This window comes from Janthinobacterium agaricidamnosum, assembly GCF_003667705.1.
Lineage (GTDB): Bacteria > Pseudomonadota > Gammaproteobacteria > Burkholderiales > Burkholderiaceae_D > Janthinobacterium.
Window position 1 is genome coordinate 5,577,451 of the sequence record NZ_CP033019.1, and the last position, 14,221, is coordinate 5,591,671.

General features: G+C 53.6%; 4 protein-coding genes, 4 tRNA genes and 4 rRNA genes. All 12 read right to left on the reverse strand.

The features are described from left to right. Positions 1 to 74: 74 nt before the first annotated feature. A 23S ribosomal RNA gene (locus D9M09_RS25250) occupies positions 75 to 2,964 on the reverse strand. A 247-nt stretch (positions 2,965 to 3,211) separates the two neighbouring features. Then, a tRNA-Ala gene (locus tag D9M09_RS25255) sits at positions 3,212 to 3,287 on the reverse strand. A 27-nt stretch (positions 3,288 to 3,314) separates the two neighbouring features. Further along, a tRNA-Ile gene (locus D9M09_RS25260) sits at positions 3,315 to 3,391 on the reverse strand. Positions 3,392 to 3,491: 100 nt separating this feature from the next. Continuing rightward, a 16S ribosomal RNA gene (locus D9M09_RS25265) occupies positions 3,492 to 5,022 on the reverse strand. The 16S and 23S rRNA genes sit together here with 2 tRNA genes alongside, the layout of an rRNA operon. Before the next feature lie 433 nt (positions 5,023 to 5,455). Then, a complete protein-coding gene (locus D9M09_RS25270) occupies positions 5,456 to 6,535 on the reverse strand; it encodes a tartrate dehydrogenase (RefSeq protein WP_070223768.1) in 1,080 nt (359 codons plus the stop codon). A 40-nt stretch (positions 6,536 to 6,575) separates the two neighbouring features. After that, the gene (locus tag D9M09_RS25275; protein ID WP_070223770.1) at positions 6,576 to 8,066 is read right to left on the reverse strand and encodes a DUF3482 domain-containing protein; all 1,491 of its coding nucleotides are present in this window, start codon (positions 8,064 to 8,066) and stop codon (positions 6,576 to 6,578) included. Then, positions 8,063 to 9,541: a DUF2868 domain-containing protein gene (locus D9M09_RS25280; protein WP_070223772.1), complete on the reverse strand. Its 1,479-nt coding sequence runs from the start codon at positions 9,539 to 9,541 to the stop codon at positions 8,063 to 8,065. Before D9M09_RS25280 ends, D9M09_RS25275 begins: the two co-directional genes overlap by 4 nt. Positions 9,542 to 9,603: 62 nt before the next feature. After that, positions 9,604 to 10,293: a hypothetical protein gene (locus tag D9M09_RS25285; protein WP_083287493.1), complete on the reverse strand. Its 690-nt coding sequence runs from the start codon at positions 10,291 to 10,293 to the stop codon at positions 9,604 to 9,606. Between the two features lie 338 nt (positions 10,294 to 10,631). After that, positions 10,632 to 10,744, reverse strand: a 5S ribosomal RNA gene (gene rrf / locus D9M09_RS25290). A gap of 136 nt (positions 10,745 to 10,880) precedes the next feature. Then, a 23S ribosomal RNA gene (locus D9M09_RS25295) occupies positions 10,881 to 13,754 on the reverse strand. A gap of 240 nt (positions 13,755 to 13,994) precedes the next feature. Continuing rightward, a tRNA-Ala gene (locus tag D9M09_RS25300) sits at positions 13,995 to 14,070 on the reverse strand. A 26-nt stretch (positions 14,071 to 14,096) separates the two neighbouring features. Continuing rightward, positions 14,097 to 14,173, reverse strand: a tRNA-Ile gene (locus D9M09_RS25305). Between the last annotated feature and the right edge of the window lie 48 nt (positions 14,174 to 14,221).

The following is a 14,221-nucleotide window of genomic DNA, read 5'->3' on the forward strand; positions in this document are numbered from 1 at the left end:
AGATTGGGGTAATGAATGGTATCAACACACACGCAACGTTGTACCGTCTTATCCTCTGTACCTGCTAAGGTTATAGGGACAAGCCGTACGGGCAATTAGTACTGGTTAGCTTAATGCATTACTGCACTTCCACACCCAGCCTATCAACGTCCTGGTCTCGAACGACCCTTCAAAGAGCTCAAGGCTCTGGGAAATCTCATCTCAAGGCAAGTTTCCCGCTTAGATGCTTTCAGCGGTTATCTCTTCCGAACTTAGCTACCCGGCAATGCCACTGGCGTGACAACCGGTACACCAGAGGTTCGTCCACTCCGGTCCTCTCGTACTAGGAGCAGCCCCCTTCAAATTTCCAACGCCCACGGCAGATAGGGACCAAACTGTCTCACGACGTTTTAAACCCAGCTCACGTACCACTTTAAATGGCGAACAGCCATACCCTTGGGACCGGCTACAGCCCCAGGATGTGATGAGCCGACATCGAGGTGCCAAACTCCCCCGTCGATATGAACTCTTGGGAGGAATCAGCCTGTTATCCCCAGAGTACCTTTTATCCGTTGAGCGATGGCCCTTCCATACAGAACCACCGGATCACTATGTCCTACTTTCGTACCTGCTCGACTTGTCAGTCTCGCAGTTAAGCACGCTTATGCCATTGCACTATCAACACGATGTCCGACCGTATCTAGCGTACCTTCGAACTCCTCCGTTACACTTTAGGAGGAGACCGCCCCAGTCAAACTGCCTACCATGCACTGTCCCCGATCCGGATAACGGACCAAGGTTAGAACCTCAAACAAACCAGGGTGGTATTTCAAGGTTGGCTCCACGAGAACTAGCGTCCCCGCTTCAAAGCCTCCCACCTATCCTACACAGATTGGTTCAAAGTCCAATGCAAAGCTACAGTAAAGGTTCATGGGGTCTTTCCGTCTAGCCGCGGGTAGATTGCATCATCACAAACATTTCAACTTCGCTGAGTCTCGGGAGGAGACAGTGTGGCCATCGTTACGCCATTCGTGCAGGTCGGAACTTACCCGACAAGGAATTTCGCTACCTTAGGACCGTTATAGTTACGGCCGCCGTTTACTGGGACTTCAATCAAGAGCTTGCACCCCATCATTTAATCTTCCAGCACCGGGCAGGCGTCACACCCTATACGTCCACTTTCGTGTTTGCAGAGTGCTGTGTTTTTATTAAACAGTCGCAGCCACCAGTTTATTGCAACCCTTTCACCCTCATGGAGTAAACCAATCAAGCTACCGGGGCGTACCTTTTCCCGAAGTTACGGTACCAATTTGCCGAGTTCCTTCTCCCGAGTTCTCTCAAGCGCCTTAGAATACTCATCTCGCCCACCTGTGTCGGTTTGCGGTACGGTCTCGTATGACTGAAGCTTAGAGGCTTTTCTTGGAACCACTTCCGATTGCTTCGTGAATAAATTCACTCGTCCCATCCCCTTGAATTGCGCGCCCGGATTTGCCTAAGCGCCTTCTATGAGACAGAAACTGACTATTCCAACAGTCAGACAACCTTCCGCGATCCGTCCCCCCATCGCATCATACGACGGTGCAGGAATATTAACCTGCTTCCCATCAGCTACGCATCTCTGCCTCGCCTTAGGGGCCGACTCACCCTGCTCCGATGAACGTTGAACAGGAAACCTTGGGCTTACGGCGTGGAGGCTTTTCACCCCCATTATCGCTACTCATGTCAGCATTCGCACTTCTGATACCTCCAGCATCCTTTACAAGACACCTTCGCAGGCTTACAGAACGCTCTCCTACCATATATATCTGTGATAAATCACAGAACAATATCCGCAGCTTCGGTGACTGGCTTAGCCCCGTTACATCTTCCGCGCAGGACGACTCGATCAGTGAGCTATTACGCTTTCTTTAAATGATGGCTGCTTCTAAGCCAACATCCTGACTGTTTTAGCCTTCCCACTTCGTTTTCCACTTAGCCAATCTTTGGGACCTTAGCTGGCGGTCTGGGTTGTTTCCCTCTTGACGCCGGACGTTAGCACCCGACGTCTGTCTCCCAAGCTCGCACTCATCGGTATTCGGAGTTTGCAATGGTTTGGTAAGTCGCAATGACCCCCTAGCCATAACAGTGCTCTACCCCCGATGGTGATACTTGAGGCACTACCTAAATAGTTTTCGGAGAGAACCAGCTATTTCCAAGTTTGTTTAGCCTTTCACCCCTACCCACAGCTCATCCCCTAATTTTTCAACATTAGTGGGTTCGGACCTCCAGGGCGTGTTACCGCACCTTCATCCTGGCCATGAGTAGATCACTTGGTTTCGGGTCTACACCCAGCGACTGATCGCCCTATTCGGACTCGATTTCTCTACGGCTTCCCTATCTGGTTAACCTTGCCACTGAATGTAAGTCGCTGACCCATTATACAAAAGGTACGCAGTCACGGAACAAGTCCGCTCCTACTGTTTGTATGCACACGGTTTCAGGATCTATTTCACTCCCCTTCCGGGGTTCTTTTCGCCTTTCCCTCACGGTACTGGTTCACTATCGGTCGATTACGAGTATTTAGCCTTGGAGGATGGTCCCCCCATATTCAGACAGGATGTCACGTGTCCCGCCCTACTTGTCGTACGCTTAGTACCACCGGTCCGATTTCACATACGGGGCTATCACCCACTATGGCTCCTATTTCCAGAGGATTCTGTTATCGGTCCGACTATCACGTACAGGCTCTTCCCATTTCGCTCGCCGCTACTTTGGGAATCTCGGTTGATTTCTTTTCCTGCAGCTACTTAGATGTTTCAGTTCGCCGCGTTCGCCTTGCATACCTATGTATTCAGTATGCAATACCCTAAAAGGGTGGGTTGCCCCATTCGGAAATCTGCGGATCAAAGTGTGTTTGCTCACTCCCCGCAGCTTATCGCAAGCTACTACGTCCTTCATCGCCTGTAATCGCCAAGGCATCCACCATGTGCACTTATTCGCTTGTCCCTATAACGTTAGCCTCTGATCACCGAGGTGATCAAAGAGCGCTACAGGGATAAGAAAGTACAACGTTGTTGCTTGTTTGTTGATACATACAATCATTACCCATCGATTCGCTTTTTACGGCAAACCGATCAATAAATAATCTTTACTTCTTCCAGATTGTTAAAGAACGAAACAGCTTTGATCGCTAAAAGATCAAACCTAAACCCAAGTCTTGTTGACTGGCTTACGTTTGCACTTTCAAAGTACTTGGTGGAGGATGACGGGATCGAACCGACGACCCCCTGCTTGCAAAGCAGGTGCTCTCCCAGCTGAGCTAATCCCCCAGGATATTTCTACGACTCGGGTCTTACTGGTAGGGCTGGTTGGACTCGAACCAACGACCCCCGCGTTATCAACACGGTGCTCTAACCAGCTGAGCTACAGCCCCAACGCGGAACTTCTACGACTACTGTTTCTTCTCTTATTAACAGCCGATAAGTGTGAACATTTGATGCGTGAACCATTTAACTGGTTCGTGCAAACTCTAGAAAGGAGGTGATCCAGCCGCACCTTCCGATACGGCTACCTTGTTACGACTTCACCCCAGTCACGAATCCTACCGTGGTAAGCGCCCTCCTTACGGTTAAGCTACCTACTTCTGGTAAAACCCGCTCCCATGGTGTGACGGGCGGTGTGTACAAGACCCGGGAACGTATTCACCGCGACATGCTGATCCGCGATTACTAGCGATTCCAACTTCATGCAGTCGAGTTGCAGACTACAATCCGGACTACGATACACTTTCTGCGATTAGCTCCCCCTCGCGGGTTGGCGGCGCTCTGTATGTACCATTGTATGACGTGTGAAGCCCTACCCATAAGGGCCATGAGGACTTGACGTCATCCCCACCTTCCTCCGGTTTGTCACCGGCAGTCTCATTAGAGTGCCCTTTCGTAGCAACTAATGACAAGGGTTGCGCTCGTTGCGGGACTTAACCCAACATCTCACGACACGAGCTGACGACAGCCATGCAGCACCTGTGTACTGGTTCTCTTTCGAGCACTCCCCAATCTCTCGGGGATTCCAGCCATGTCAAGGGTAGGTAAGGTTTTTCGCGTTGCATCGAATTAATCCACATCATCCACCGCTTGTGCGGGTCCCCGTCAATTCCTTTGAGTTTTAATCTTGCGACCGTACTCCCCAGGCGGTCTACTTCACGCGTTAGCTGCGTTACCAAGTCAATTAAGACCCGACAACTAGTAGACATCGTTTAGGGCGTGGACTACCAGGGTATCTAATCCTGTTTGCTCCCCACGCTTTCGTGCATGAGCGTCAATCTTGACCCAGGGGGCTGCCTTCGCCATCGGTGTTCCTCCACATATCTACGCATTTCACTGCTACACGTGGAATTCTACCCCCCTCTGCCAGATTCTAGCCTTGCAGTCTCCAATGCAATTCCCAGGTTGAGCCCGGGGATTTCACATCAGACTTACAAAACCGCCTGCGCACGCTTTACGCCCAGTAATTCCGATTAACGCTTGCACCCTACGTATTACCGCGGCTGCTGGCACGTAGTTAGCCGGTGCTTATTCTTCAGGTACCGTCATTAGCAAAAGATATTAGCTCTCACCGTTTCTTCCCTGACAAAAGAGCTTTACAACCCGAAGGCCTTCTTCACTCACGCGGCATTGCTGGATCAGGCTTTCGCCCATTGTCCAAAATTCCCCACTGCTGCCTCCCGTAGGAGTCTGGACCGTGTCTCAGTTCCAGTGTGGCTGGTCGTCCTCTCAGACCAGCTACTGATCGATGCCTTGGTAGGCTTTTACCCTACCAACTAGCTAATCAGATATCGGCCGCTCCACGAGCATGAGGTCTTGCGATCCCCCACTTTCATCCGTAGATCGTATGCGGTATTAGCGTAACTTTCGCTACGTTATCCCCCACTCCAGGGTACGTTCCGATATATTACTCACCCGTTCGCCACTCGCCACCAGAGCAAGCTCCGTGCTGCCGTTCGACTTGCATGTGTAAGGCATGCCGCCAGCGTTCAATCTGAGCCAGGATCAAACTCTTCAGTTTAATCTCTGTTTAATGTCATTTCTGACAGGTCGGACAGCATCACTACCATCCAAATCTTTTACATTGCAAAAGATTTGCTCACTCAAAAAACTGACAGGCTACTTCCGAAGAAGTATCCTATTTCATTATTTCTTGTGAACATTTGATATTTTAAGTTTTACAGCGATCCGAAGATCACTGCTGCACTTACATCAAATGCCCACACTTATCGACTGTTAATTGTTAAAGAACTGTATTCGGTGCTACTTTCGCGCTATCGACAAAGCGTTGTGTTTGTCAGCTGCGAAGAAGGAAGAGTATGAAGCGTTTCGGCTAATTCGTCAACCTTCTTTTTTGCCGTTTGCTACTGCATCCGGCTCCCTCTGTTTCGCTAAAACCACTGCGTCTCATTGGGGAGGCGAACTATAGCAAAGCCACTCAAGGGCGGCAAGCTTTATTTCAGCAATTCGGCAACCGCCATGCCCACATCGGTCGTACTGGCGCTGCCGCCCATATCCGGCGTACGCGGACCATGCTCGAGCACCCGCTCGATGGCGTGCACAATCGCGTCATGCGCCGCCGTGTAATTGGCATCGCCATTACCGAGGAAGTCCAGCATCATGGCGCCCGACCAGATCATGCCGATCGGGTTGGCGATATTCTGGCCATAGATATCGGGCGCGGAACCGTGCACCGGCTCAAAGACGGAGGGGAATGTACGCTCCGGATTGATATTGGCCGATGGTGCGATGGCAATCGTTCCCGTGCACGCAGGTCCCAGGTCAGACAATATGTCGCCAAACAGATTCGAAGCGACCACCACGTCGAAACGTTCGGGACTCAATACAAAGCGAGCCGCCAGGATGTCGATATGGTATTTATCCCAGCAGACCTCGGGAAAGCTCGGGCCCATCGCTTCCACCCGTTCATCCCAATACGGCATGCTGATGGCAATGCCATTCGACTTGGTCGCCGATGTCAGGTGTTTTTTAGGCCGGCTTTGCGCCAGCTCAAACGCATACTTCAGGATGCGGTCGATGCCTTTGCGCGTAAACACGGATTCCTGCAGCACCATTTCGCGCTCGGTCCCCTCGAACATGCGTCCGCCCACGGATGAATATTCTCCTTCCGTATTTTCACGCACCACATAAAAGTCGATATCGCCCGGCTTTTTATTCGCCAGCGGACATGGCACGCCCCGCATCAGCCGCACGGGACGCAAGTTGACGTATTCGTCGAATTCACGCCGGAACTTCAGTAATGAACCCCACAGCGAGATATGATCGGGCACCTTGTCCGGCCAGCCCACGGCGCCAAAATAGATGGCGTCGAAATCCTTGAGCTGCGCGAACCAGTCCGAGGGCATCATTTGCCCGTGTTCCAGGTAATAGTCGCAATTGGCCCATGCCATCGTCGTAAACTGCAGGTCGATATTGAAACGGCGGGCGGCCGCTTCAATTACACGCAAGCCCTCCGGCATGACTTCATTGCCAATGCCGTCACCGGCGATGACGGCGATTTTATGTATGCTCATGGGGGAAACCCTGTTGGAAATAGACGATGGAAGCTCGTATTTACATCTGCTGCGTCACGTCCGGGTACAGACGCGCCAGCACATCGGCAGTGATCGCCGTGATGATGGGCTGCACACATTCGGCAGCCAGTTCATTGGACTTCGCGCGGCGCACCTCTTTCCATAACTCGACCAATGCGCTCTCATGACGCGCCACCGCCTGCTCGACTTCATCCTGCCAGAAGGCCGGCGCCTCGCTTTCGACAAAGTTGCCGCGGCCACGGCCAAAGTGCGCCACCGCCAGGTAACGCAGCACGCCCGCCACCACCAAGGTGCGCAGGAAGGCATCGGTAAATTGCATCGTGGGCTCGTTGCGGTCCGTTCCGGAATTAAAGCCCCAGGCTGCGCCCGCAAACGTCAACGCACCAACCACACCGCCAAGCAGGGCGCCCGTGCCCAAGGTCAGGCCGCCGGAAATCAGGTCGGCCGACAGCCCCGTCGCCGCACCGGAAATCATCGCGCCCAATAGCCCTGCCTGCGCCTTGTCGATCGGCGCGCGCACGGCGAAGTTCTCCCGTATCCGGCTATTGATCTTATGCGCGTCGGTCGGGTCGAGTTTGTGCAAGATCAAAAGCTCACGCGTGGTGATACCGCTGTGCGCATTAAGCCGCGCCACCAGGCTGGCCATGGCCTTTTCCTGGCGTTGCTGCTCTGCGTTCTTGCCTATGCCAACGACCTGCAAGGCCGATTTCAGCAGCCCCTTAGAGGCGGGCTCGATGGCTTCGCGATCCTGCCCGGCCACCGCCAGTTGCGTGGCCAGCAAGTGCATCGCCTGCCGGAAACGTGCCGTATTCTGCTCTTGCCAGGCAGCAAACAAACGCGCATAGCCTGCTTGCTGCGACTGCGGCAACAATTTACCCACAGCTTCGTAAAACACGCGTTCATGCACCCAGCAGCGGGCAAAGGCATCGAGCGCCAGGACATCGCGCACGATTGGATACTGCTGCAAATGCTCGCGCCAGCGCGCCTGCTCGCCATGTTCCTCATTACCCGGACGCGGCGGCCCCATCTGATTGAGCAAGACCACCACAGGCTTATCCAGCCAGGCGAGGATTTTCATTTCCGCCGGCAAGTAGCCCGCATCCTTCGGATGTTCCGAGGAATTCACCAGGTACAACACCACGTCGGCGGAGTCCTTGGCCGTGCGCAGCGCCTGCTGGCTGAGCCAAAACGGGCGGTCGCGATAACGGTCCAGCACTTCACGCAGAAACCAGCCGATGGGATTGCCTGACTGGCCCAGGCGCTTGAGCAGACGCACGGAGTCGCCAAAGCCGGGCGTGTCCCACAATTGCAAAGCATCACCCTGTGGCGTGGCCAACAAGGTATGCGATTCGGCAAACACGGTTACGTGGGCAGCGTCGCGCACTTCGCCCACATCCACGCCCACGAGGGTACGCGCGAGTGTTGTCTTGCCATTATTCGTGTGCGAAATCAGCGCAAACTGAATCTGCACCGCGTCATCTTGCACATCTTTATTCACGTTTACACTCATGCTGCTGCCGATACTTTCAAGCCGACACCGGCATCAAGCGGGTGCAAGGCAGGGTTGAGCAAATTGACCACGGTGGCCGTGGCTTTATGGAACTGGCAGAACTGCTGCCACAAGGCGACCCGTTCCGCCAGACGCGCGCCGTTATCCGCCTGCTCGCCCGCGCGCTCCAGGTAGCTGGACTCGTCGATCAGGACAGCGATGCCGCGCGCCGACGATTGCACCAGATAATCGAGGAAGGCCCCGTGATTTTCCTTTTCCGGCGTCGCCGTCAGATTGAACAGCACGGCCGTGATATTGACTTGTGGATCGTTCAAGTCCGTGTCGCGCAAGACGTCCTGCGGCTCTTCGCCATACGACGTTGATGGACGCAGCATCATGCGCCCCTGCTCGCCAAACAGCATGAGGGCGATTTGCCCCAGACCCTTGTGGCGTGCCTCATCGACAGTAAAGCTGTAGGGCAAGACGCGCAGCATGCCGCCCGTGGCCACACCGATGCTTTCATTAAGCTTGCGGAAATACGGCTGATCGAGATCCAGCGGAAACTGCCTGGCCAGGCGCGCGGCGCGCCAATTATTGACCAGGGCCAGGATCAGGCGGGGGACGACCACCAGCAGGAAAATCGTCGCCGCATACAAATGCACCCAGCGTGCGCCGCCTTCGACGGTCGTCGTTTGCGGGAAGCGCAGCGCTTCGATTTCCGCCAGCGAAAAACCTTGTAAGTGAAACAGGGCAATGGCCGGCGCAAACAGGGTCGACAGCAGGCTGTGCACCTGGCCGGCATTCAGAAACGTGCTTTCCCAGCCGGCCGCGTATTGCGACAGAAAACCGCGCGCATACAACGAGGCGACGGCGCCAATGGCAAACATGGCAGCGCTCAAGTGGATGGTACGGCCCAGGCGCGCGGCCGTCAGCTTGGCGCTCAAATGCGCCCACTCGCCCATGAAACTGAGCAAGCCCGAAGACAAGGCGTGCGGCAGTTTGCGCGGCAAGGCAAGGCGCCCTACGCTCAGGTGGCGCACCAGCCCCGCTTTCGGCCAGCCGAGCGAGTGCGAAGGGATGCATAGCCAGATCAGCAAGCCCAGGTAGACCAGCACATTCCAGGCGATGATCAGCAGCAAGGGCGCCGACAGCAAGTCGACGCGATGGGGGTCCGTTATACGGTCCAGTCCGGCGCCCAGCAGCAAAGCCAGCAGGGGCAAGGCCAGCGCCATGGTCTTCATGCCGTTGCGACGCTTCGCGAAAGCAGCGAAGGCGGGAGTGCGCTCGGTGATGCGCTTGAGGATCAGCTCGGAACGCTGCTGCAGGAAATCGTCACCCGTGACTTCGGCCTGCTTGCCCGAAGCTTGCCACTGCGCAAGCTCACGCGCACTGCGGCTGGCATACATGCGGTCATCCTCGCTGAGGACTTCTTTTTTCTGGTCGGCCGTCTCGATAGCACGGACCAATACCACTTCTCTCGCAATCTGCTCGTTCATGGTGCTCCTGTTTTTGTATGAAACGACAACTCGACAGGCAGATTGTGACGTACTTTCGTGTTTCAGGCCAACGCGTCCTCGGCCCGGAACAAATGATGCAGCAGATAGATCAGGAAAGCAGCAATCCAGGCAGACCACAAGGTGTGTGTAAAGAATTGCGTACCTTGCAACTGTTGCTGCCAGCTTGCCGCCAAACCGCACAGCAGCATGACGCAAGCGAGCAGCAGCGCCGTGCGTGGTCGCCCGGGCAGACAGAACAATGGCAAGGCCAGCATCCACCAGGCAGTGTTCGCCTGGGTAGCAGGCAGGCATGCCATGGCAGATGCGCTGGCTGGCAATGTTTCCAACAGGCGCGTGTACGGCTCCAGTCCACCATAACGCAACAAATCCGTGGGACAGGGCACGTCGCTGAAGGAAGAGAGCAAATAGATGCTTAGCGGCACGAAGATAGCCGACAGCGCCACCACGCGCAAGGCGCTGCGACGCGAAGCAAGCCAGGCCAACGGACGCAAGGTGTCCCACACGGCCAGCGCGATCATGACGGCGCCAAGCAAGATCATACCGATCTGAAAACTGCGCGCCCACACGCTGTCAGCGCCGACAAATTGCCCACGCGCACCGTCGAACATACTGTCGGCAATCATGAGGTCGAGGTTGCTGTAATTGCCGATCCAGAGTATCAGCATGGCCGACAGCATCAGGATGCTATCGATGCCTTTGGAAGTTTTGACGAGTTTAAGCTTGGACAGCATGGGTGCACACGTTACTTGATGAGAATGGACATCATCGTACAGTGTCAATATGAAGAGAACATGACGGTGCCCGTCGTGCACAACATGTGGTGATAAATGACAAAGGCAGCGCACAGCGCTGCTTTTTTTTTCGCCTGCTGAACAGCCGGGGTCAGCCCCCCTCACACTGACCGTCGGTCGGTGGATCGGCGCAGGTCGGCGCAGGTCGGCTTAGCGCAGCGTCAGCCGACAACCACCCGCGGCACCCCGCAAAACCGCCAGACGAAAAAAAACCCGACCATTGCTGATCGGGTTTTTCTCAAGAAACCACAGCCAAAGGCTGTTGCTTCAAATAACAAGCCTGACGATAACCTACTTTCACACTGGTTGCAGCACTATCATCGGCGCAAAGTTGTTTCACGGTCCTGTTCGGGATGGGAAGGGGTGGGACCAACTTGCTATGGTCATCAGGCATAACTTGTACTGACGCTTGTCTCCTGTAGGACGACAAGGCCATGAATCTGGAAGAAGCAAAGATTGGGGTAATGAATGGTATCAACACACACGCAACGTTGTACCGTCTTATCCTCTGTACCTGCTAAGGTTATAGGGACAAGCCGTACGGGCAATTAGTACTGGTTAGCTTAATGCATTACTGCACTTCCACACCCAGCCTATCAACGTCCTGGTCTCGAACGACCCTTCAAAGAGCTCAAGGCTCTGGGAAATCTCATCTCAAGGCAAGTTTCCCGCTTAGATGCTTTCAGCGGTTATCTCTTCCGAACTTAGCTACCCGGCAATGCCACTGGCGTGACAACCGGTACACCAGAGGTTCGTCCACTCCGGTCCTCTCGTACTAGGAGCAGCCCCCTTCAAATTTCCAACGCCCACGGCAGATAGGGACCAAACTGTCTCACGACGTTTTAAACCCAGCTCACGTACCACTTTAAATGGCGAACAGCCATACCCTTGGGACCGGCTACAGCCCCAGGATGTGATGAGCCGACATCGAGGTGCCAAACTCCCCCGTCGATATGAACTCTTGGGAGGAATCAGCCTGTTATCCCCAGAGTACCTTTTATCCGTTGAGCGATGGCCCTTCCATACAGAACCACCGGATCACTATGTCCTACTTTCGTACCTGCTCGACTTGTCAGTCTCGCAGTTAAGCACGCTTATGCCATTGCACTATCAACACGATGTCCGACCGTATCTAGCGTACCTTCGAACTCCTCCGTTACACTTTAGGAGGAGACCGCCCCAGTCAAACTGCCTACCATGCACTGTCCCCGATCCGGATAACGGACCAAGGTTAGAACCTCAAACAAACCAGGGTGGTATTTCAAGGTTGGCTCCACGAGAACTAGCGTCCCCGCTTCAAAGCCTCCCACCTATCCTACACAGATTGGTTCAAAGTCCAATGCAAAGCTACAGTAAAGGTTCATGGGGTCTTTCCGTCTAGCCGCGGGTAGATTGCATCATCACAAACATTTCAACTTCGCTGAGTCTCGGGAGGAGACAGTGTGGCCATCGTTACGCCATTCGTGCAGGTCGGAACTTACCCGACAAGGAATTTCGCTACCTTAGGACCGTTATAGTTACGGCCGCCGTTTACTGGGACTTCAATCAAGAGCTTGCACCCCATCATTTAATCTTCCAGCACCGGGCAGGCGTCACACCCTATACGTCCACTTTCGTGTTTGCAGAGTGCTGTGTTTTTATTAAACAGTCGCAGCCACCAGTTTATTGCAACCCTTTCACCCTCATGGAGTAAACCAATCAAGCTACCGGGGCGTACCTTTTCCCGAAGTTACGGTACCAATTTGCCGAGTTCCTTCTCCCGAGTTCTCTCAAGCGCCTTAGAATACTCATCTCGCCCACCTGTGTCGGTTTGCGGTACGGTCTCGTATGACTGAAGCTTAGAGGCTTTTCTTGGAACCACTTCCGATTGCTTCGTGAATAAATTCACTCGTCCCATCCCCTTGAATCCTGCGCCCGGATTTGCCTAAGCGCCTTCTATGAGACAGAAACTGACTATTCCAACAGTCAGACAACCTTCCGCGATCCGTCCCCCCATCGCATCATACGACGGTGCAGGAATATTAACCTGCTTCCCATCAGCTACGCATCTCTGCCTCGCCTTAGGGGCCGACTCACCCTGCTCCGATGAACGTTGAACAGGAAACCTTGGGCTTACGGCGTGGAGGCTTTTCACCCCCATTATCGCTACTCATGTCAGCATTCGCACTTCTGATACCTCCAGCATCCTTTACAAGACACCTTCGCAGGCTTACAGAACGCTCTCCTACCATATGCTTACGCATATCCGCAGCTTCGGTGACTGGCTTAGCCCCGTTACATCTTCCGCGCAGGACGACTCGATCAGTGAGCTATTACGCTTTCTTTAAATGATGGCTGCTTCTAAGCCAACATCCTGACTGTTTTAGCCTTCCCACTTCGTTTTCCACTTAGCCAATCTTTGGGACCTTAGCTGGCGGTCTGGGTTGTTTCCCTCTTGACGCCGGACGTTAGCACCCGACGTCTGTCTCCCAAGCTCGCACTCATCGGTATTCGGAGTTTGCAATGGTTTGGTAAGTCGCAATGACCCCCTAGCCATAACAGTGCTCTACCCCCGATGGTGATACTTGAGGCACTACCTAAATAGTTTTCGGAGAGAACCAGCTATTTCCAAGTTTGTTTAGCCTTTCACCCCTACCCACAGCTCATCCCCTAATTTTTCAACATTAGTGGGTTCGGACCTCCAGGGCGTGTTACCGCACCTTCATCCTGGCCATGAGTAGATCACTTGGTTTCGGGTCTACACCCAGCGACTGATCGCCCTATTCGGACTCGATTTCTCTACGGCTTCCCTATGCGGTTAACCTTGCCACTGAATGTAAGTCGCTGACCCATTATACAAAAGGTACGCAGTCACGGAACAAGTCCGCTCCTACTGTTTGTATGCACACGGTTTCAGGATCTATTTCACTCCCCTTCCGGGGTTCTTTTCGCCTTTCCCTCACGGTACTGGTTCACTATCGGTCGATTACGAGTATTTAGCCTTGGAGGATGGTCCCCCCATATTCAGACAGGATGTCACGTGTCCCGCCCTACTTGTCGTACGCTTAGTACCACCGGTCCGATTTCACATACGGGGCTATCACCCACTATGGCTCCTATTTCCAGAGGATTCTGTTATCGGTCCGACTATCACGTACAGGCTCTTCCCATTTCGCTCGCCGCTACTTTGGGAATCTCGGTTGATTTCTTTTCCTGCAGCTACTTAGATGTTTCAGTTCGCCGCGTTCGCCTTGCATACCTATGTATTCAGTATGCAATACCCTAAAAGGGTGGGTTGCCCCATTCGGAAATCTGCGGATCAAAGTGTGTTTGCTCACTCCCCGCAGCTTATCGCAAGCTACTACGTCCTTCATCGCCTGTAATCGCCAAGGCATCCACCATGTGCACTTATTCGCTTGTCCCTATAACGTTAGCCTCTTCATTCTTTCAAACGAAAAGAGCGCTACAGGGATAAGAAAGTACAACGTTGTTGCTTGTTTGTTGATACATACAATCATTACCCATCGATTTGCGTTTTACGGCAAACCGATCAATAAATAATCTTTACTTCTTCCAGATTGTTAAAGAACATACAGCACTTGATCTCGAAAAGACCAAACCTAAATCCCGGCGCCATCTGCGCTGATTTACGTTTGAACTTTTGGTGGAGGATGACGGGATCGAACCGACGACCCCCTGCTTGCAAAGCAGGTGCTCTCCCAGCTGAGCTAATCCCCCTATGGGTATTTCCAGACTACAGAAACTGGTAGGGCTGGTTGGACTCGAACCAACGACCCCCGCGTTATCAACACGGTGCTCTAACCAGCTGAGCTACAGCCCCAAATGCTGTTCTTCTTTATTAACAGCCGATAAGTGTGAACATTTGATG